The 19,512-nt window shown below is 66.6% G+C and carries 15 protein-coding genes and 1 pseudogene; 6 read left to right on the forward strand and 10 right to left on the reverse strand.

Annotated features, from left to right (window positions below):
• Positions 1-620: 620 nt before the first annotated feature.
• Positions 621-1,349, forward strand: coding sequence for a CDP-alcohol phosphatidyltransferase family protein (locus ABCR94_RS15200; RefSeq protein WP_347119819.1), 729 nt, complete (start codon positions 621-623; stop codon positions 1,347-1,349).
• Positions 1,350-1,432: 83 nt separating this feature from the next.
• Here ABCR94_RS15200 and ABCR94_RS15205 read toward each other — a convergent pair whose 3' ends face one another.
• A complete protein-coding gene (locus tag ABCR94_RS15205) occupies positions 1,433-3,052 on the reverse strand; it encodes an alkaline phosphatase family protein (protein WP_347119820.1) in 1,620 nt (539 codons plus the stop codon).
• 599 nt (positions 3,053-3,651) lie between these two features.
• Between ABCR94_RS15205 and ABCR94_RS15210 the strand changes: the two genes are divergently transcribed.
• From ABCR94_RS15210 to ABCR94_RS15230, 5 genes are all read left to right on the forward strand, one after another.
• Complete coding sequence (locus ABCR94_RS15210; protein WP_347119822.1) at positions 3,652-4,626, forward strand: zinc-dependent alcohol dehydrogenase; 975 nt, start codon at positions 3,652-3,654, stop codon at positions 4,624-4,626.
• 102 nt (positions 4,627-4,728) lie between these two features.
• Positions 4,729-5,127, forward strand: a complete 399-nt coding sequence (locus ABCR94_RS15215) for a 6-pyruvoyl trahydropterin synthase family protein (RefSeq protein WP_347120138.1) — start codon at positions 4,729-4,731, stop codon at positions 5,125-5,127.
• Entirely contained in the window at positions 5,124-6,278 is a 1,155-nt protein-coding gene (locus ABCR94_RS15220) for a glycosyltransferase family 4 protein (protein ID WP_521977016.1), read from the forward strand. Before ABCR94_RS15215 ends, ABCR94_RS15220 begins: the two co-directional genes overlap by 4 nt.
• Entirely contained in the window at positions 6,271-7,095 is an 825-nt protein-coding gene (locus ABCR94_RS15225) for a methyltransferase domain-containing protein (protein WP_347119823.1), read from the forward strand. The genes ABCR94_RS15220 and ABCR94_RS15225 overlap by 8 nt, the downstream gene beginning before the upstream one ends.
• A complete protein-coding gene (locus tag ABCR94_RS15230; RefSeq protein WP_347119824.1) occupies positions 7,092-8,090 on the forward strand; it encodes a lysylphosphatidylglycerol synthase transmembrane domain-containing protein in 999 nt (332 codons plus the stop codon). The genes ABCR94_RS15225 and ABCR94_RS15230 overlap by 4 nt, the downstream gene beginning before the upstream one ends.
• On the opposite strand, the gene ABCR94_RS15235 is transcribed toward ABCR94_RS15230, so the two are convergent.
• From ABCR94_RS15235 to ABCR94_RS15270, 9 genes and pseudogenes are all read right to left on the reverse strand, one after another.
• On the reverse strand, positions 7,999-8,844 hold the full coding sequence (locus ABCR94_RS15235; protein WP_347119825.1) for a RibD family protein: 846 nt from the start codon (positions 8,842-8,844) through the stop codon (positions 7,999-8,001). The genes ABCR94_RS15230 and ABCR94_RS15235 overlap by 92 nt on opposite strands.
• Positions 8,841-9,587, reverse strand: a complete 747-nt coding sequence (locus ABCR94_RS15240) for a creatininase family protein (RefSeq protein ID WP_347119826.1) — start codon at positions 9,585-9,587, stop codon at positions 8,841-8,843. Before ABCR94_RS15240 ends, ABCR94_RS15235 begins: the two co-directional genes overlap by 4 nt.
• 29 nt (positions 9,588-9,616) lie before the next feature.
• Entirely contained in the window at positions 9,617-9,970 is a 354-nt protein-coding gene (locus tag ABCR94_RS39065; protein WP_521977019.1) for a WhiB family transcriptional regulator, read from the reverse strand.
• A gap of 350 nt (positions 9,971-10,320) precedes the next feature.
• Positions 10,321-11,658 (reverse strand): ferredoxin reductase family protein, encoded by a 1,338-nt coding sequence (locus ABCR94_RS15245; protein ID WP_521977021.1) that lies wholly within the window; start codon positions 11,656-11,658, stop codon positions 10,321-10,323.
• Between the two features lie 866 nt (positions 11,659-12,524).
• Positions 12,525-13,844: a jacalin-like lectin gene (locus ABCR94_RS15250; RefSeq protein WP_347119828.1), complete on the reverse strand. Its 1,320-nt coding sequence runs from the start codon at positions 13,842-13,844 to the stop codon at positions 12,525-12,527.
• Positions 13,845-14,198: 354 nt separating this feature from the next.
• Positions 14,199-14,492 (reverse strand): annotated as a pseudogene (locus ABCR94_RS15255) (hypothetical protein); the annotation flags it as partial.
• Positions 14,493-14,559: 67 nt separating this feature from the next.
• Complete coding sequence (locus ABCR94_RS15260) at positions 14,560-15,264, reverse strand: glycoside hydrolase family 12 protein (protein ID WP_347119829.1); 705 nt, start codon at positions 15,262-15,264, stop codon at positions 14,560-14,562.
• A 62-nt stretch (positions 15,265-15,326) separates the two neighbouring features.
• Positions 15,327-17,279 (reverse strand): beta-galactosidase, encoded by a 1,953-nt coding sequence (locus ABCR94_RS15265; protein WP_347119830.1) that lies wholly within the window; start codon positions 17,277-17,279, stop codon positions 15,327-15,329.
• Positions 17,276-19,465, reverse strand: coding sequence for a 1,4-beta-glucanase (locus tag ABCR94_RS15270; RefSeq protein WP_347119831.1), 2,190 nt, complete (start codon positions 19,463-19,465; stop codon positions 17,276-17,278). The genes ABCR94_RS15265 and ABCR94_RS15270 overlap by 4 nt, the downstream gene beginning before the upstream one ends.
• Between the last annotated feature and the right edge of the window lie 47 nt (positions 19,466-19,512).

Below are 19,512 nucleotides of genomic sequence, written 5' to 3' on the forward strand. Positions count from 1 at the left end.
CCAGTGAATTGCTGTGGCGCGGCCTCTCCTGCGGCACCGGTGCACGGACCCGCATACTCCCTGCACCGGTGCGGAACGAATCCTTCCGTGGAACTGATACGGGGCCCTGCGGTGTACTACGTCCGTACTGTTGGGTCTGGTTCAGTCCTGGGCAGCAGGATCTTCAGGGAAAGGGCTGTCGGTCCGATTGGGCAGCACAGTGAGCGGACGTCGGGCTGCCGTGCCTCCGGGGTACGGCGTGCGCACAGCGTCTTGCTGTCAGCGGGTAGCCGCAGTTCTTGGCGTACGGAGAGCTGGCAGATCGGCGTGTTCCTCGCCTGTGCTGCATCGCTACACGTCCCCCAGGCTGTTCTCCCGGCTCGTGGGCGGGAAGACCGCAGGGCGGCAGGCGTCGCATCGGTGTCGACCGCCAGGCCTGGCGTCGGCGGTCCGGATCACCACCGGCGGCATCTTCTCGGGCGACGGGTGCTGTGTCGCGGGCCGTCGGACGGCATGGTCACGGCGGGGGCCGGCACGTCCTGTGAACAATCGCCCAACGGCCGCCGTAGTTACCTCTGCATGGCTGTGCGCCTACGGTGCGCGGCCTTTGGAACCTGTCACAGCCGGAGGAAGCACACACAATGGCCTTGAGCGAGGTATATGGCGGGAGGTTGCTCCGGCACGAGCCAAGCGTCGGAGCGGGAGCGCAGATATTGGTGTTGACGCTCTTCGCTATTGGTTTCGGTCTGGGACCGACGGGATGGTTGACAGGGATTGTCTTCGTGCTCGCCACCTGGGCCGTACTTACCAGAGCTCTGCACCGGTCGTGGCTCACGTCGTTCGGCCCCGCCAACCGTGTCACGCTGGTGAGGGCGACGCTCGTCGGCGGAGTGACCGCACTGGTCGCGGATTCGTTTGAGAGCCCGCCGCCGGTCATGGCGCTGGTGGTGCTTACAGCAGCGGCACTGATACTCGATGCGGTCGACGGCAAGGTTGCCCGGCGCACGGGAACGTCGTCCCCGCTTGGGGCGCGCTTCGATATGGAGGTTGATGCGTTCCTGATTCTTGTACTCAGTGCGCATGTTGCGGCTTCTCTGGGGGCATGGGTGCTACTGATCGGATTGATGCGCTACGGGTTTGTGGGAGCGGCCCGCCTCTTTCCGTGGCTGAGTCACCCGCTGCCATCGAGTACCGCCCGCAAGTCGGTGGCAGCTCTGCAAGGCATCCTCTTGCTCGTTGTGGTTACGGAGATATACCCGCGGGTACCCGCGACGGCGATGGCCGCGTCAGCACTTGGAATGCTGATGTGGTCGTTCGGGCGGGACATCCGGTGGCTCTGGCGGAGAAGGGCCTTGCTGTCGCCCGTATAGGAGTGTGGCTATGTGGCGCACGGTCCACCGGAGAAGGTGCACTTTTCCTTTCCATTGTGACGATGGTGCTCTCCGGGGATGGATCACCGTGTTTCTTTTGACGTCGGGGCAGCTTCGGGACGCGGACCATAGGCGGTCAGGAAACGGTCGCGAAAGGTGTCCATCCGCCAGACTGGAGCTGTCGGCCCGGGTCTCAGACCGTCCTGCCAGTCCCAGCTGGATATCCGGTCCAGCACGGCAGGATCATCGGTGACGATCGAGATCGGTACGTCGTGGCTGGGGTGGGGGCCAGTGACAGTCGAGTTGGGCTGGTGGTCGCCGAGAAGGACAAGCACGGTGTCCTTGTCTGCGTATTCCTCCACGTAGGAGATGAGGCTGCTGACCGAGTACGCGATGGCGCGCCCGTACTCGGTACGGACTTTCGCGGCGTCCTTCCAGACGTCGGCGGGACGCTTCCCGGCCTCCTTGATGCTGTTGTAAACGGTGCCGTCCCCGATTTTGTCCCAGCCAATCATCTTGGGAACGGGCGCCCAGGGGCTGTGGCTGGAGGTCAGGACGATCTCCGTCATCAACGGTTTCTCGTAGCCTTCCTGCTCAATCCGTTCCATGGCGGCCAGGCTGTACTGGTCGGGCACCGGGGACCAGCCGAACTTGGGCCCCTCGTAACCCAGTTGTCGAGAGTCGTAGATGTGGTCGAGTCCAAAGAACTCGCCCTCCGGCCAAGACTGCGTGACGCCGGGCATGATGCCGACCGTCTGCCAAGCGCCGGTTCGCTGGAAGGCGCCGGTGAGAGTGAGACGGTCGCTTGACGTGATGCGGTCGTAGCGCTGTTGGGTGTTGACCCACGTGCCGGAAAGGAAAGTGGAGTGCGCCAGCCAACTCCCGGCTCCCGCCACCGGTGACGTGAGGAAGCCGCTTCGGGAAGAGAAGCCGGCCTTGCGCAACCTGCTGGTGCCGTTCGCCAGCACTTCGCCAACTTCTGGCGCGATCTCAGGGTCCTCAAGCGCGCTACGGCCGTAGCTCTCGATGAACGCGAAAATGACCTTCTTGCCGCGCAATCCTGTCAGCAACTGCTCCGGCGTCGTATCACGGAAGGCATCGTCGGCAGTCTCTTCTGCGAACGCTCGCTCGTCCGCCAGCCCTGCTCTGACCAGACCCGTGTGGTCGCGGACGAGATCCACCATGCTCCGGGAGGCGACCGGCACATCAGCGATCTGGGCGCCGAGGGCGCTGGTCGTGATCCAGACGGTTCCGAGCACGATGACGCTGTGGGTCGCTGCGGCGCTGTGGCGGGCAACCACCTGACTCAACCTGAGAGCTGCCAGCGTCATCAAGATGATCAGAACGACAACCAGAACCAATGTTCCGATCACTGCGGCGAGCGCGCCGACATCGCCGACCGTGTCTCCGGCGAAGGACTTGGCGTCATCGAGCAGAACCCAGTCGACTGCAAGGTCGAACGGCCGGTCGAGTGTTGAGTGAAAGCCCATGTCGAGGAGATTCAGAACCGTCAGCAGGCCCACACCCAACCCGGCCAGCGCAGCCACCACCCGCCTCACCCGCGACGGCAGAATGAGCAGTGTCGCAACCCCGAGCAGCGCTTCCACAGGGATGCGGACGAACGTTTCGGGCGTCAGGCCAGTGACTTCGTTGGGCAGGAGGAAGGCGCCGAGCAGGAGCAGAGCAGCCAGGCTGCTGGACACTTGTGCTCGGGCCCGCATCGAAGTCCGGCGCCCGGCGGGCAGACCACAGTCCTCCGCGGTGGAGCCACTGCCGGTGTCGTGCGGCGTCGCCCGACTCGGCGGGGTGTCACCTGCGGGGGCGTTGGGCGTAGCCTCCTTTCGGCGGTCCGGAGCGCGGATTTCGCCAATGTCTTCATTGTCCGTGTGTGGCAGGCGGCGAGACCGCGTCCAGAGCGACAACCCGAGGGCCCTTCTTTGTGAAGCTCAGTGGTGGTGTGGCGGACCCGGGTAGAGATCGGGCAGCCACGACTCTCTCCACTACGGATTGGGCGCGGCTCCAGTTCAGTCGTGTTCACCCACCGCTTCGCCATCCTCCCCGTCCGACGCGCCGCGTGGCCGACTTCACCCACATCGCGAGCCGGACCGGTGTCGTACGCATCGCGACGTTCGGGGCGGCCCACCGGGCATGGCCTGCCGTCCCCGGCCAGGTTCTGACACGCTCTGCGCAGACATTGCGATGGCAGCAACCACGCTTCCACGCCCACAAAGTGCACAGAGGGTCCTACGGTCCGCTGCGGTAGGTGTGGGCACATTTCAGATGATTGGTTCAGGTTCAGCTCATGCAGCAAGCGCGTGCCTTTTGGATCGCCTCGGCCGGCCACGGTGAGATCAGGAACGTCGAGCTGCGGGAACCTGCCGCGGACGAGGTGATGGTTCGTACGCTCTACTCCGGCGTGAGTCGTGGGACCGAGACCCTCGTGTTTCAGGGGCGTGTGCCTGAAAGTCAGTACGCGGCCATGCGTGCCCCTTTCCAGGAGGGTGATTTCCCCGGACCGGTCAAATACGGATACCTCAACGTCGGCGTCGTCGAGGAGGGCCCCCGTCACCTGCTTGGACGCACGGTTTTCAGTCTCTACCCGCACCAGAGCAGATATGTCGTTCCGGCGGCCGCCGTGACTCCGGTGCCGGACGGTGTCACCGCGAAGCGGGCGATTCTGGCCGGCACAGTGGAAACGGCCGTGAACGCGCTGTGGGACGCGGCGCCGCTGCTGGGGGACAAGGTGGCTGTCGTAGGGGCGGGCATGGTCGGGTCCACGGTCGCCGCCCTGGTGGCGCGCTATCCCGGTGTCCGTGTACAGCTGATCGACACCGACCCCCGGCGTGCGCATGTCGCCGATGCTCTCGGGGTGCGTTTCGCCGTACCCGAAGATGCCGAGGGTGACTGCGATCTCGTGATCCATGCCAGCGCCAGCGAGGAAGGACTGCGCCGCTCGCTTGATCTCCTGGCCATCGAGGGGACGGTCCTGGAGATGAGCTGGTACGGCGACCGGAGCGTCAGTCTGCCGCTGGGTGAGGCGTTCCACTCCCGGCGCCTGGTCATACGCAGTAGCCAGGTCGGGATGGTCTCTCCTGCCCGCCGCTCCCGGCGGACTTTCTCCGGACGGCTCTCGCTGGCTCTTGAGCTACTGGCCGACCCCGTTTTCGACGCCTTGATCACGGACGAGTGTTCCTTCGACGCATTGCCCTCGGCCATGCGGCAGCTCGCCTCCGGTGATCTCTCGGCGCTCTGCCTGTGTGTTCGGTACGAGTCGTGATCCGCTCGCCATGAACTGGGACGATGGACGGTCCGTATCTGTATGAGGGACGAATCGCGTCTCTCGGAAAGCCAGAAGCCCGCACCGGAGAGGCCTAGCCAGTTGTTCACTCTCACCGTCCGTGACCACTTCATGATCGCTCACAGCTTCCAGGGGGAAATCTTCGGCCCCGCGCAGCGCTTGCACGGCGCGACCTACATCGTGGATGCCACATTCCGCCGAGCCGAGCTGGATGCGGACAACCTCGTCGTGGACATTGGTCTGGCCACACGGGAGTTGGGCGTCATCGTCGGCGCCCTGAACTACCGCAACCTCGACGACGAGCCTGATTTCGCGGCCGTCAACACATCCACGGAGGTGCTGGCGAAGGTCATAGCGGATCGGCTTGCCGATCGAGTACATGGCGGTGGGTTGGGCCCGCATGCCCAGGGGCTTGCCGGGATCATGGTGACCTTGCACGAGTCCCACATCGCCTGGGCCAGTTACGAGCGCACGCTGTGACCGCTCCCCGTACGCACCCCGTGGCCGCTCCGCATACGCAACCCGTCGGCAGGCCAGTGCACTTCGTGATGCCCGGGGGAGTGGACGACGCGGCCGCACCGAGCGGCGGCAACCTCTATGACCTTCGGCTCTGCCGTGAGCTGACCGAAGCCGGGTGGCAGGTCCACGGACACTCTGTGCCCGGCGACTGGCCGCAGCCAGGACCGGTGGACCGAGCCCGACTCGCAGAGCTTGTCGCGAGCCTGCCCAATGACTCCGTGGTGCTGCTGGACGGGCTGGTCGCGTGCGCGGTGCCCGAGTTGATTGTTCCCGCAGTCGAACGGCTGCGGGTGGCCGTCGTGGTGCACCTGCCTCTTGCGGACGAGACCGGCCTCAGTGCCCACGAGGCAGCTCAGCTCGACGCCCGGGAGCGCGAGACGCTGCGTGCCGTGCCGGCCGTCGTCGCCACCAGCACCTGGACGGCGCGGCAGATCGCCGCCCACCATGGGCTCGTCGCGGCACGAGTCCATGTCGCCGCACCAGGCACCGACCCCGCTGATCCCGCCCACGGCACTGACGGCGTTTCACGCCTGTTGTGCGTGGCATCGGTAACTCCGCGAAAGGGGCACGACCGGCTTGTGCAGGCGCTGGGTTCCGTTGCCGATCTGCCCTGGGAGTGCTTCTTCGTGGGCGCCGTCGATGAGAGCTCCGCATACGTGGCCGGGCTGAGAGCAGAGGTGGAGAAGTCCGGGCTGAGCGGCCGGGTCCACTTCACGGGGGCCAGGACCGGACCGGAATTCCAGGCCGCGTTCGCAGCCGCCGATCTGATGGTTCTCACCTCGTACGCCGAGACCTACGGGATGGCGCTCACCGAAGCGCTCGCGCGGGCAATTCCCGTCCTGGCGGTCGACGTCGGCGGAGTGCGGGAGGCTGTTGGGCATGCGCCCGACGGACACGTTCCCGGCATGCTTCTCCCCACCGGCGACCCGGCTGAGATCGCCTCCGCGATGCGGCGCTGGTTTGACGATTCCCCACTCCGCCGCCGCCTGAAGGAAGCTGCCCTCGCGCGTCGCGAGACGCTGGATCCGTGGGGGACGACAGCGCGGCATCTGACCGCCGCGCTGGAATCGATGCCGTCCACCGCGCGGAAGACCGGGTGTCTCCATGACTGACGTACCGCGATTCGCTTCCGGATGGTTGGATCTGCGCGAGTCCGCGGACGGTGCCGCCCGGGCAAGCGAGCTCCTGCACCCCCTTCTGCCGCACCTGGATCAGAAACCCCTGGTCATCCACGACATGGGCTGCGGCACGGGCTCGATGATGCGCTGGCTCGCTCCCCAACTGCCCGGGAAACAGAAGTGGGTACTGCACGACCATGATGCCGACCTGCTCGCCCTGGCCGCCGAGCGAGCACCTCGCGATACACCCGGCGGCAGCCGGGTGGAAGTCAGCACAGAATGCGGTGATCTCGCGTCACTGACGGCCGGCGACCTTGCCGAAGCCACACTCGTGACGGCGTCGGCGCTGCTCGACGTACTGACTGCGGAGGCCGTGCAAGGGCTCGTTCGGACCTGTACCGATGCCGGTGTCCCGGCATTGCTGACGCTGTCAGTGGTGGGACGGGTCGATCTGACCCCCGCCGACCCCATGGACTCGGTGATCGGCAGCGCCTTCGACCTCCATCAACGACGCGGTGGACTACTGGGGCCCAATGCGGTGTCTGTAGCCTCCGAGGCCTTCATACGTGAGGGTGCCACGGTCAGCACGTTCGAGAGTCCCTGGAAGCTCGGATATGACGAGCGGGCACTGACTGCCCAGTGGCTGCGCGGCTGGGTGGACGCGGCGTGTCAGCAGAGCCCCGATCTCGTGCCGCACGCCGCATCGTATGTGCGGCGGCGCCTGGCCACGTGTGCCGCCGGGGAGCTGCACGTAGTGGTCCACCACACCGACCTGCTGGCGCTGCCCGGGACGCGGATCACCACGTCATGAGAGCGCAGATACGGTCTCAGGGCGGCAAGATCGCCGGCGCGATCATTCTGGTGGCTCTGCTGTGGCAGCTGGGGACCGAGGCTCTCCTTGACGGACTGAGCCGCATCGACGGCGCCACCTTGCTGGGCGCGCTCGGGCTCGGATTGCTCAGCACAGTGTTCAGCGCCTGGCGATGGTGCCTGGTGGCCCGCGGTCTGGGGGTCCCTCTGCCTCTCGGACATGCTGTCGTGGGCTACTACAGGGCGTTGTTCCTGAACGCGGCGCTGCCGGGCGGTGTGCTCGGCGACGTCTACCGCGGGGCCAGACACGGGCGGGATGCGGGGGACGTTCGGCGCGGCCTTCAGGCCGTGGTCCTCGAACGCGCTGCCGGCCAACTCGTACTCCTCGCAGTCGGAGGCGCGTTCCTGTTCGGGCGTCCGTCCCCGGTCCGCGAGTATCTGCTGTCATCGGTCGTACTGCTGGCAGTCGGCGCAGCGGCCTGTGTTGGAGCGGTGGCCGTCATTCCTTCGCGCGGTAGCGCCGTCATCGCTCGTTCTCGCCGGGCCGTGCGCACCGCGCTGGCGGAAGTACGACTCGGGCTGCTGGGGCGTCGCACGTGGCCCGGCGTGCTCCTGGCGTCCTTTATCGCTCTGACCGGATACCTGGGCGTATTCCTGCTGGCTGCCAGAGCCGCAGGAACCATGACGCCCGTCGTCGAACTGGCGCCCGTGATGCTCATCGTGCTGCTCGCCATGGCGTTGCCGCTGAGCATCGGCGGCTGGGGTCCCCGTGAGGGGGCCAGCGCCTGGGCTTTCGGCGCGGCCGGGCTCGGTGCAGGTCAGGGGCTCACTGTGGCCGTGATGTACGGCGTTCTGACCTTCGCCGCAAGCCTGCCGGGCATGGTCGTGCTGCTGGCCGAGTTCTTCATGCGGAAGGACTTCCCAGCTCGAACTCGAAAAGGCTGTCGGCGCCGAGTTCGAAGCGACGCAGCGGTGGTCGAAGCGCATCCCGCATGACAGTCGTGCCGTTGAAGCGGAGTCCAGGAACACCGTCACCGATCAGGACCGGCGCCACGGTGACATACAGGCGGCTCAGTGCCCCGTCGTGCAGGAAACGCGACACCGTCACACCGCCTCCTTCGACCAGTACGCGGCCCAGGCCGCGTGCGGCAAGCACCTTCAGCAACTGAGCAGGCGCGAAATCGTCGAGTCCGGACAGCTCCAGTACTTCGACATGGCCGCCGACCCCAGCGGCGGCGGAACTCCTGTGACGGCCCTCGCCTGCTGCCACCAACCACAGGGTGGGTGCGGACGGGTCGCTGAACACCTGACGGTCCAGTGGCACACGGCCCCGCGGATCGAGGACGACCCGTACAGGATTGGCGCCCTCGCAGGCGCGCACCGTGAGCAGTGGGTCGTCGGCCACCGCGGTACCCGCCCCGACGACTACGGCGTCCGCGAGGGCGCGCAGCCGGTGCAGGTGACGGCGGTCCTCCTCGCCGGTGACGAAGTCCGAGTCTCCGGTACGGGTTGCGATGAAGCCGTCCAGGCTCTGCCCGAGTTGTGCGAAAGCCAGCTGTGGTCCGGCGATACAGAGTGTCGAGTACAGCTGTGCAAGCAGTTCGGCGCCTGACGAGGCACGCCCTCGCCATCCTGCTGTGCGACTACTGCTTACGACAATTCCGGCGGCTTCGGCATCCGCGGCCGAACGAACAGTGAGGAGGCGCTTCCAGGCGGCTGCTTCATCCAGTACCTCTTCTGAGCTGTTCACCGGTCCTCCTCGTTCGCCAGCAGGGTCATGTATTCACCGAAAGATTCGACGAGTGCAGCCAGCATTTCCCGGCCCTTGGCTGCAGACGCCAACGATGGCCGGCCAATCACACCGGAGGCGCTGTACGCCGCCATTCCTAGAGTGAGTAGGTGTTTACGATCGTCCTCGATGTGATCTGCGTTCTCGTAGCCGGGGCGAACGGTTTCGGGAAAGGCATGCAATAGAATGGATGTCTCAACTTCACCGGCGTGCATATCACTGTGCGCCGACGTCTTCACCCCTGATATGCTCCGCGCCGTATCCCAGTCGACCGGGCCGGGGAAGAGGGCCATGCGGACAGGGCCCGGCGCGGATTCCTGCACAATATTTCGCAGCACATAGTTTCCGCCATGGGCGTTCAGCAAAACCAATCGGTCTATCCCGCGCCGGTGTAGGGACTGGGATATGTCGCGTACCACGGCGTAAAGCGTAGCTGCCGATATACTGACAGTGCCGGGCCATGACTCATGTTCGTGGGAACAAGAAACCGTGAGTGGTGGCAGGCGCAGAACGGGATATGCCTGCGCAATCTCGTGCGCGATCGCAGAGGCGATGAGCGTATCGGTTGCCAGCGGCAGAAATTGTCCGTGTTGTTCGAAACTTCCGATGGGTAGGACGGCTACATAGGCATTCTGTGCGAGTGTATCGTCCGTTGTGTCGCCAGGTAGCAGACTGAGTGAACTTTCTTTCCTCTGTCGCGTCATCTCTTTCCTGTCCCTTCGTTGACATTTTGCTACTCTTCTTGCAGAGTTTGGTCCACACTGCCTTCTCCGACACGTCGGACAAGTTCTTTTCGCAGTATTCTTCTCTGCGGAGGAGTCGTGGCGCCCCAGCTTCCGTCATTGGCTCGGGTTGGATTCGCTATCGACCAGACAAGGCAGGCGCTAACGAGCGGACAGGTCCGACAGAGATCTATCGCCTCTGCCACCTTCGCGTGCAGCGGTTTGCCTGGTGCACGGTTCCCTTCCTGTTGTCGGTAGCATGCCGATTGTACGGCTTGGCATAACGCATACGGTCTTCGTTGGTCGCCGTGAGGTTTGCCGGTACAGCGACGCCCTGGAATCGGGCGACGGTGCCCGCCAGCCATACGTCGGCGGGCACCGTCTGCTACGCGTGGGACCGGCCAACTTCTACCATTGCTAGCGGACTTCAGCCATGGCCCGACGGATCGTCATCAGTGCGCGAGGGCCAGCCCCAGCCAGGATCTCGACCAGCCGCGGGATGGTCGGATCAGCGGCCACCGGCCCGAACAGCTCGGTTTGGCCGAGCGACTTCCCCTCGCAGCGTGAGGCCGTTCAAGATCGCGGTCCGGAGAGCGCAACAGCGCTCTCCGGGTTCCTTTCCATGGCTGTGATCGCCTGGCTTGTGGTGGGCGGGCCGACTGTAGGGCTGACTGGCGGTGAGAGATCTTCCTATGCTGTGTGGAGCTATTGCTTGTCAGGCCAGGTTGAACTTCTCGGCGTGCACTTGCCCGTTGGGCACTTTGAGTGTTCGTAGGCTCTTGAGCACGGCCGAGGTCATGGCAGGTGGGCCGCAGACGTACACGTCGCGTTCGACGATGTCGGGGGCCAGGACACGGAGGTTGTCCGGCTCGAACGGCATTGCCCCCTTTCGCGTCTGACCGGTAAGCAGGTGGAGCCGCCCGCCGCGAGCCGCGACGAGGTCTCGCATCTCATCGCCCAGCACGGCATCCTTCTCGGTACGCACCCGGTAGAGAACAATGACGTCGCCGGTCGGTTCCTCCTCCAGGAGGGCCCGGATGGGCGTGATGCCCATACCGCCGGCGATCAGCAGTGCACCGGGCCGCGTTCGGTGCAATGAGGTGAGCGCTCCATAGGGGCCCTCCATGAACGCGCGGTTCCCGACCGGGAGTTGTCGCAGGCCGGCACTGGTGGCACCAGACGCCTTTGCCGTCAGGCGCAGTGTGTGTGCGTTGGGTGCCGCAGACAGGGAGAACGGGTTCGCCAGCCACCAGTGGTTGTGCCCGGGGAATCGCCAGATGAAGAATTGTCCGGCCTGAGCGGGGAGCCGCTCAAGGTGGCGGCCGGTGACGTGTACCGACACCACGTTGTCCGATTCCGACACCACAGCCGTGACCCGGAACTGATGATAGTAGTTGCGCCACACGGGGACGGCAATCCGCCCGACCACGAGAGCGCCGAAGGAGAGCAACCACAGGGCCCACCAGTAGGTCATCGCGAACGCGGAGGACCCGAAGGTCGTGGTCTCCAGCAGCTGATGGACGAACGCCAGCCCCAGCGCCACGTACAGAAGCAGGTGCAGGCCATGCCAGGTCTCGTACTGCAATCGCCGCCGGAGAGGTCGGGCGGAGACCGTGCCAACTATGACGACGATGGTGGCAGCAAGCATGCCCAGCAGGGAGGCCGGCACTCCGCTCAACGCGAAGAAGGTCTTCGCCATCGACACGTCGTCGAGTCTGGCGTACCCGAGCACGACCAGAGCGGCGTGCGTGAGGATGGTCCACAGCAGGGTGAATCCGACCCACCGATGCCACACCGTCAACCGGTCCATGCCGAGGCGGCGATCCAGCCACGGCAGCCTGGCCACCAGCAGCAGCTGGAATACGATCAGTAGAGCGGCGTGCAGGCCGAAGAATTTGGCGACACTGAGGATCCCGTTCTTGCCGGTTCCGACGGTGATGAAGAGGAACTCGACGATCGCCACGTTGACGATGACGAACATCCACAGCGCCCTCCGCGCCGCAACGACCGGTATTACAGTTCTTCGCCGCACAGGTGAACGCGTCGCTATCATCGCTGCCTCTCGATCGCTACGTGGGACCGCACACGCGTTCGCGCCCGCGATGCCACGAAGGCTGAGGGTTCCAGTCTGCTGCGGAACCCTCTCGGGTGGAAAACGGAAATCGGCCCAGATCGGTTCACGCAATCAACAGAACTTTGACGCACTACTGCGCAGTGCTCGGAAGATCGACTGACGACCGCGGCAACTCCGGGGAGCGATCAGCGCTCGCGTGCTGGCTAAACGGCCCTACGACCGCCGCCACGCCGGCTTTTCCTTCTGGCTGGCCTATGGAGTCGACCCGGCTGAGTGCGCCCGCCGGGCTGGACAGAGCATCCAGGTTCTGTCCAGCACTACGTCAAGTTCCCGGCTGGGGCGCAGGATCCATTGCGGCCGGTGGCGGCTGAGTCTCAATCCGGCCCGGAAATGCCTCGGAACCGCTGGTCGGAGGTGACGCAAGAATGGGATGTATCGGGAGGAACCGCGGAAATCTCTCTGGTGCGTGAGCGAGCGGACCGAAGGGCGCCTGACGGGAAAAGGTCCAGTTCAGGCGCCCTTTTGGTGCTCCTAGAAGAAGCCGAGCTTCTTCGGCGAGTAGGACACGAGAAGATTCTTCGTCTGCTGGTGGTACACGACTCACGGCCCGGTTGACCAGCTAAAACGGTGGCAGCGGAGTCGTGTTGAGGGCCTGTGGCCCGGGTATGTAGACAGGTGCTACCTGTGGTGTCAATGGGGCGCGTTGGGTGATCTCCGGAACGAGCAACGCCAGTGTGCGGCAGGGTGATTGTCGGCGAGCGGCTGCGCTTGCACGGTGTTCGCTATTCTGGCCATCGGTCGGAATAGCGAACGTCCGGGCGCACCCGCATGGCACGGTGGTGGGGCTACTTCGGTGCGTAGATGACGCCGAGTTTGTCGATCTCGCCGCCGGAGCGGCCGGTGAAGCCGATGATCTGCCAGCCGGCGGGCGCGGTGTAGGTCACGGCGTCGGAGGTGGTGCTGCCGGCCGAGAGAGTGCGGCCCGCATCGGTGGAGAAGGCGGCGGAGAAGATCCTGGTGCGCCCGTCCTTCTTGCCCTTTGTCAGCGTGACCGACGTGAGGTGTTCGCCGGAGGCCAGGGTGAGGGAGACAGGGGTGCCGCCGGTACGACCGTGGCTGAGGACGGTACCGCCGTCGAGGGAGAGGGAGACGGCGTCCAGCCGGGACCCGCCCCGCAGGGTGAGGGTCCGGGCGACGGGGGTGGCCGGAAGGCTGTCGGCGTCGTTGAAGGCGGTGCCGTGCGGGCCGCCGAAGTGGTCGCTGGAGCGCCGGTCGGAAGGCAGCGACCAGTTGAAGTCCACGGCGTGCGGGAAGTGGTCCGACAGGTGCTTGCCACTGGAGTCGAGGAACGTGTGCCACTCGTTGTCGTAGTGGGTGGCGGTGAGGTTCACCAGCGGGCCGGGACGGTAGAGGACCTTGTCGACGACCTCGCAGACGTTGGTCGGCGCAGCCGCGTCGCACACCAGGGCGTCGCTCCCGGCTGCCGGGGCGGAGCCGCCGCGGACCAGCTGCACCCAGGCGTCGGTGAGTCCGTTCTCGCTGACGAGGGTGCGGATGTTGTCGCCGATCCGTGTGTAGCGGGTGTTGGTGTCGCCCATGACGATGACGGCGTTGCCGCTGCTGTTGGCCTGGATGAAGTCCGACAGCTGCTCGATGTTCTTGCGCCGGGCCGCCATCGCGGCGTCGGTGGAGTCGGCGTTCGTGTGGAGGTTGTAGAGGTCGACGAAGATGCCTTCGGCGAGCTGCGCCCGGGCGAGGGTGAAGCCCTTGGGGGTGAGGCAGTCGGCGTTCGTGCAGTCCTTCCAGCCGACGCGCTGGAAGTCATCGAAGGTGTAGTCGGACAGGGTGTTCATGCCGTCACCGAAGCCCGCGCCCCCGCTGGTGGCCGTGCGGTAGGGGTGGTTGTCGTTGGCGTACAGCGAGGCGTGGTAGTTGAAGTCCTCCTGGACATTGACGATGTCGTACGAGCCGAGGCGCTGGCCGATCAGCGGGGTGTTCTTCTCCGGGTTGCTGTCGCCGAGTCCGAGCGGAAGCCCGGCGACGTTGTACGTGAGGACATTGAGGGTGCCGGAGGTGTCGTCTGCGGCGGCGGGCGTTGCGCCCGAGGTGGCAATACCGGCAAGCGCTATCACGCCGGCGGCCAGGGCGCCGATGAACTTTCGCATGGTGGGGGAGCTCCTTGAGGGTCTGTCAGAACATGCCAACAGCTGGGGCCCAGTCAAGGCGGCACGGGCAGTGGTCGGAGACACCGCCTTGGGTCAGGCGCCATGGTGCAAAGCAACTTAGGGGTGAAGAGCCCTCGTCGCAATGGTCAGTCTGTTCACTGGCCGCCCCCAGGCCTCAACTGTTAAATGTTCATGCAGACATACACCTTGGTTCCGAGGCGCGATCCCGACATGCTCGGATCCCCAGCCAGGCGAGCGGCCCGACGAAACGAGGAAACCGCTCCCCGCTGCCGCACGGCCCGGATCACGTCGCCCCTCTCGGGGTGTCAGTGGGTCACTGGTTCAGGGTTCAGGGTTCAGGGTGCAGGGGGCGAGGTTGTCGAGGCCTTGGGGTTTGGCGGCGGTGCGGCCGATGGCGGTGGCCATGCGGTTGATGGTGGCGACGCGTTTGTCTTCCAGGGGGCCGAGGATGGCGTTCTGGATGAAGTTGGGTCCGCCTTGTCCGACGGTGTCGATGAGGCGCTTGTTGGCCTCGGCGATCTGGGTGTCGAGGAGGGTGAGGTTGCGGTCGATCTCGGCCCGGGCGGAGGCGGGGACGGCGGGCAGACTCGGCTCGACGGCGGGGCAGTTGACTGTGCCCGGGGACGAGCCAACAGCGGCCCCGACGTGCCGGCGCCCACTTCGGCCGGTGCCCCGCGGGGCACCGGCCGCTCGATCAGCCGCCCGACACCGTGAGGTTGTTCGTCCGGAAGTCCAGGCCGCCGGGCGAGCCGCTGATCTCGAAACCGAACTGCACGTCACCGATGGTCTCGTTGCCCATCCAGCCCTTGGTGTCCTTGATCCACTTAAGGATCGGCAGGATGTTCACACTGCCCGCGTTCGAGTCCGAGGTGCGCAGGAAGGAGAAGACCTCGTTGGCGCCGTTGTTGCCCTTGTAGACGGCCCAGGTGTGACCGCCGAGGGTGGCGTTGCCCTGGGGGGTGCCGAGCGCGCCGACGTTCCCGTTCCGGTTGACCCAGAGCATGATCTCGTAGTCGTAGTCGGTGTCCCAGATGTCGTACGACGTGTTGTAGTCGCCCGACGAGGGGACAGCGACGTTGTAGTTGCTGGTGAGCGAGGAGAGCGAGGTGATCGACTTCCCGATCACCTTCTTGGAGTTGGGGTAGGACTTGATGCCGCTGGTGGCCGGGTGGTTCGCGTTGACGCCCCAGTTGGTACCGGAGTTCGCCCAGACGCACTGGCGGCCGGCGCCGGAGCCCCAGATGTTGTTGTAGAGCGTGTAGCCGTTCAGGCTGGTGTTGCCCCATTGGTCGCAGGTGTTCCAGACCGCGGCCTGGGCGGGGGCCGACGCGAGGCCGATCAGGCCCGCCAGGGCCAGAGCGGGTGTGGCGAGGGTGCGTGCGAGCGTACGACGTGCCATGGGTGTTCCCTCCATTGTGGTTCGCAGTGGGGTGCATGGGGGTTCTTGGGGGCGCGAGCGGGTCATGACCGGAGCACTCGCACTCCGTACCGTTCCAGCTCCACCCGGCCGCTCACCTCGGTGCCGGTGAGCAGGTCGTGGCGGCGGTCGCCAGGGATGTCGAAGGTGACCGTTTCGCGGCTGTGGTTCAGTAGGAAGAGCAGGTCGCCGCGGTGCACCGCCTCCACCGCCTCGGGGAGGTTTTCCAGGGAGGGGCGCACGCCCGCGTCCCTGGCGACGCCCGAGATGATCGCGCGCAGCGCGTCGGGCTCGGGCAGGGTGGAGAGGTACCGGGCACGGCCCTTGCGCAGTACGGCCGGCAGCCCGTCGAGCTCGCCGCCCTTGTAGCCGGCGAGCGTCTCCGCGGTCTCGGACGCCTCGATCTCCTCGGACCAGAGCAGCCCGCGGAACGCCCCGCAGTCCACTGTCTCGCCCGCGTCCAGCGGCCACCACTCATGGATCGTGCGGATGCCGAACAGCTCCCGGAGCCGCGCGTCCATGCCACCGTCCCTGATGCGGTCGTCCCGGTCGGCGACGCCGGTGTGGAAGCCGCAGACCACGGTGCCGCCGTCGCGCACATACGCCACCAGGGCGTCGATCGCGCTGTCGGTGAGGAGGTACAGATGCGGGATGAGAACAAGCGCGTACGAGTCCAGGTCGTGCTCGGGATGGGCGAAGCCGGCCGGGATCTTCGCCTCCCACAGGGCGCGGTGCCAGGCCCGCACGATCTCCGGGTACTCGACCCCGGTCGACGGGCGGCCGTCCTGCTGGTCGGCCCACCAGGACTCCCAGTCGTGCAGGATCGCTACCTGGGAAGACACCTGGGTGCCGCCGACCTCCGGTGCCAGCAGGGCCAGTTCGGCGCCGAGCTGTTTGATCTCCTGGTACGTACGGCCGTGCTCGCCCGCGTGCGACACCATCCCGGAATGGAACTTCTCCGCGCCCTGCCGGGACTGCCGCCACTGGAAGTAGCAGACGGCGTCCGCGCCGTGTGCGACGGACTGGAGGGACAGGAGGCGGTTGAGTCCGCGTGGTTTGGGGTGGTTGACACCGCGGAAATTGACCGGACCCGCCGCCTGTTCCATCAGCATCCAGGGGCCGCGCGCCTGTGAGCGCGTCATGTCGCCGATCATCGCGTTGTACTGACCGGCCAGCGGGTCCTTGGGATCCGGGTAGATGTCGACGGAGACGATGTCCTCGTGGCGGGACCACTGCCAGGCGTCCTGGCCCGTCCACAGCGGCATGAAGTTGGTGGTGACCGGGATGCGCGGGGTGTGCCGGACGACGATGTCGCGCTCGGCGAGGTAACACTCCATGAGCGCAGCGGATGTGAAGCGCTTGAAGTCCAGTACCTGAGTGGGGTTCTTCAGATACTGGGCGCGGCGGGGCGGAATGATCTCGTCCCAGGAGTCGTAGCGCTGGCTCCAGAACGCGGTGCCCCAGGCCTCGTTGAGCGCGTCGGTCGACATGTACCTGGCGCGCAGCCAGGTGCGGAAGGCGCGGGCCGCTTCCTCACCCCAGTCGTGGGTGCAGTATTCGTTGTTGATGTGCCACATGGTGAGCGCGGGGTGGCTGCCGTACCGGGCCGCGAGGTCCTCGGTGATGGCGGCGGCGTACTGCCGGTAGACCACGCTCGAGTGCGAGAACTGCTGGCGCGAGCCCCACCACACCGTCCGGCCGTCCTCGTCGATCGGCAGTGTTTCCGGATGCAGCTTGCCCATCCAGGGCGGTGGGGACGCGGTGGGGGTCGCGAGGACGACACCGATGCCGTTCTCGTGCATCAGATCCATCAGCCGGTCCAGCCACCCGAACTCGCGGGCGCCTGGGCGAGGTTCGAGCTTCGCCCAGGAGAAGACCCCGAGAGTGACGGAGTTGACCCCGGCCTGCTTCATGAGGCGTACATCGTCGGGCCAGACCTCCTCGGGCCACTGCTCGGGGTTGTAGTCGCCGCCGAAGAGAATACGGCCGCCGATCACTGTGGATCTCCGTACTGGATGCCGCGGCCGTTGGTGGAGAGGTAGACCCGGCCGTGGAGGCGTGGGTCACCGGTGATCGTCTCCCCGGTCCAGCCCCACTGGTGGGCATCGTCGTTGATACGGGTCCAGCTTTTCGCCTCGTCGTCGGAACGGTAGACCGCCGTGACGTTCTCCAACGAGCCGACCTGGAAGATCACCGGGTGGGTGGCGCCCGGGGCGGCCTTTCCGAACCCGAGACTGTGCGAGGCCCCGCAGCTGGTGACTCTGCCGAATGTGGCGCCGCCGTCCTTCGAGCGGTGCAGCCCGCTGTCCTTCGCCGAGAGCCACAGCTCACCGCTGCGGCCGGGCGTCGCCGCGACCCTGAACCGGGCGTCGCTGGAAGGCAGTCCGGTCGCCCGAGCCGTGAAGGAGACACCGCCGTCGGTACTGGCGTACAGCGTCCCCGCGTCGGTGTCGTACGCGTAGAAGCGGGCCGGTGCCAGCGGGTCGGCGACCGGGGTGGCGCCCTTCGGGAAGGAGGACACCTCGCTCCAGGAGGCGCCGCTGTCGGTGGAGCGGTGCGCGGCGTACTTGGTCCCGTCCCAGTGGACGAACGACCACAGCAGGGTGCTGCCGTCCGCGCTCACGGCGATCGGGCCGGGTGCGGTCTTGGCGATCGGAGGCTGGGCGGCGAACGGCGCCCAGGCCCGTCCGCCGTCGTTGGAGTACGCGCCGTTGCCGTGGTCGCCCCAGCCGGTGCGCACGACGTACGAGGGTCCGAGCGCGGCCTGGGCGAGTCCGGTGGACGAACCCATGACGGGGTGGGACGCCATGCCCCGCGAGGGGGAGGCCGTCAGCCGCTCGTGGTACATCACGCCGATGTCCCCGAGGCCGCTGATCAGATGAGCCTCGCCGACCGGAGGTGAGATCAGTTGGCGGACGGCGCTCTCCTCCAGGCCCCGGATCTGCGGCGCCCAGCGCACCAGATCACGGGTGCCGTAGAGGGTGGCGCCCGTCGCGTACACGATGTGCTTCGAGTCGTACGGATCGACGGCGACGGTCTGGATCCACCAGCCGAACTTGGGCCTGTCCTCGCCCCACTTGAGGAAGGGAGTCTCGGAGACGTCGAGCACCGCCGTGTCCTTCAGGGACGTCCAGGTCTCGCCGCCGTCGGTGGAGCGGAACAGGGTGTCGATCTGCGACCAGCGGTTGTTGGTGGAGACGACGACTGTGCCTGGCTTCTTCGCGTCGACGGCCACGCCGCCGTAGCCGAAGGCGCCACCGGTCGGTTCGGGGGTGACGGTGGCCCACCGGCCGGTGGCGGTGTCGAGCCTGTGGACGGAACCGTCCGTCTGGCCGTTGGGCCCGGCGGCATCGGCGTACGTGACGTACAGCGCCCGGGTGCTGGTGTCGTACGCGGCACGGATCAGCACCCTGGCGCTCGCGCCGGCCGGCTGTCCGGGGACGGCCTCCCACCCGGAACCCGAGTTCCGGTACAGGTTCGCGGTCCCGCCGTCGCCCCAGCCGGCGTAGAGCATGCGCCCGGCCGCGACGAGGAGGGTGATGCCCTGTCCGGACGTGGACGGGATGGCGGGGAAGGGCGCCGCGCTCCAGCTCGCACCCCGGTCGGAGGAGGTGAGGAGCCCGTCGTGGCGGGTGCCCAGCCAGAGTGTGTCGCTGTTGTTGGGGTCCACGAGCAGCCGTTCGCCGGTGCCCCTGCCGTCCTCGTTCGCACCGAGCTTGAGGGTCAGGTCGGTGCGGGACCAGGTGGCGCCCCGGTCGGAGGAGCGCAGTACCGCGCCGTTCCCGGCCCAGGGCTGGGCGTAGGTGCCGAGGGCGAGATAGACCCGGTCGGGGTGGGCGGGGTCCACGGCCATCGCCTCGACGCCCAGCAGATTCCAGTCGTCCCAGCCGAGGTGGTCGGTCAGCGGGGTCCACACACCGGTGGAGTCGGACCAGCGGTATGCGCCGCCGATGTCGGTGCGGGCGTAGGCGAGCCCCTTCACCCGGGGGTGGAAGAGCACCCCGGTGATGAACCCGGTCCCGCCGATGACGACATTGCGCCAGCGATACGGCGCCCGGGCCGCGGGACCGGCGCTCGCGGCGTGGGCAGGGCCCGCCGGCGCGGGCAGCGCGGTGAGTGCTGCCGCGGCCGAGGCGCCGGCGAGCACAGCGCGTCTGCTGGGCGTGGGGACGGGTCTGGACATGGCGGTCTCCTTCAGATGGGGGATGAGGAGGAGCGCTGGGCGGGGAG

The organism is Streptomyces changchenzhani, assembly GCF_039766235.1.
Taxonomy (GTDB): domain Bacteria; phylum Actinomycetota; class Actinomycetes; order Streptomycetales; family Streptomycetaceae; genus Streptomyces.

What these genes read in the sequence shown, in the direction of transcription:
- ABCR94_RS15270 (WP_347119831.1), bottom strand. Translation starts at nt 19,465, where the DNA reads ATGTCCAGACCCGTCCCCACGCCCAGCAGACGCGCTGTGCTCGCCGGC.
- ABCR94_RS15250 (WP_347119828.1), bottom strand. Translation starts at nt 13,844, where the DNA reads ATGCGAAAGTTCATCGGCGCCCTGGCCGCCGGCGTGATAGCGCTTGCC.
- ABCR94_RS15200 (WP_347119819.1), top strand. Translation starts at nt 621, where the DNA reads ATGGCCTTGAGCGAGGTATATGGCGGGAGGTTGCTCCGGCACGAGCCA.
- ABCR94_RS15260 (WP_347119829.1), bottom strand. Translation starts at nt 15,264, where the DNA reads ATGGCACGTCGTACGCTCGCACGCACCCTCGCCACACCCGCTCTGGCC.
- ABCR94_RS39065 (WP_521977019.1), bottom strand. Translation starts at nt 9,970, where the DNA reads ATGGCTGGCGGGCACCGTCGCCCGATTCCAGGGCGTCGCTGTACCGGC.
- ABCR94_RS15240 (WP_347119826.1), bottom strand. Translation starts at nt 9,587, where the DNA reads ATGACGCGACAGAGGAAAGAAAGTTCACTCAGTCTGCTACCTGGCGAC.
- ABCR94_RS15230 (WP_347119824.1), top strand. Translation starts at nt 7,092, where the DNA reads ATGAGAGCGCAGATACGGTCTCAGGGCGGCAAGATCGCCGGCGCGATC.
- ABCR94_RS15245 (WP_521977021.1), bottom strand. Translation starts at nt 11,658, where the DNA reads ATGATAGCGACGCGTTCACCTGTGCGGCGAAGAACTGTAATACCGGTC.
- ABCR94_RS15210 (WP_347119822.1), top strand. Translation starts at nt 3,652, where the DNA reads ATGCAGCAAGCGCGTGCCTTTTGGATCGCCTCGGCCGGCCACGGTGAG.
- ABCR94_RS15225 (WP_347119823.1), top strand. Translation starts at nt 6,271, where the DNA reads ATGACTGACGTACCGCGATTCGCTTCCGGATGGTTGGATCTGCGCGAG.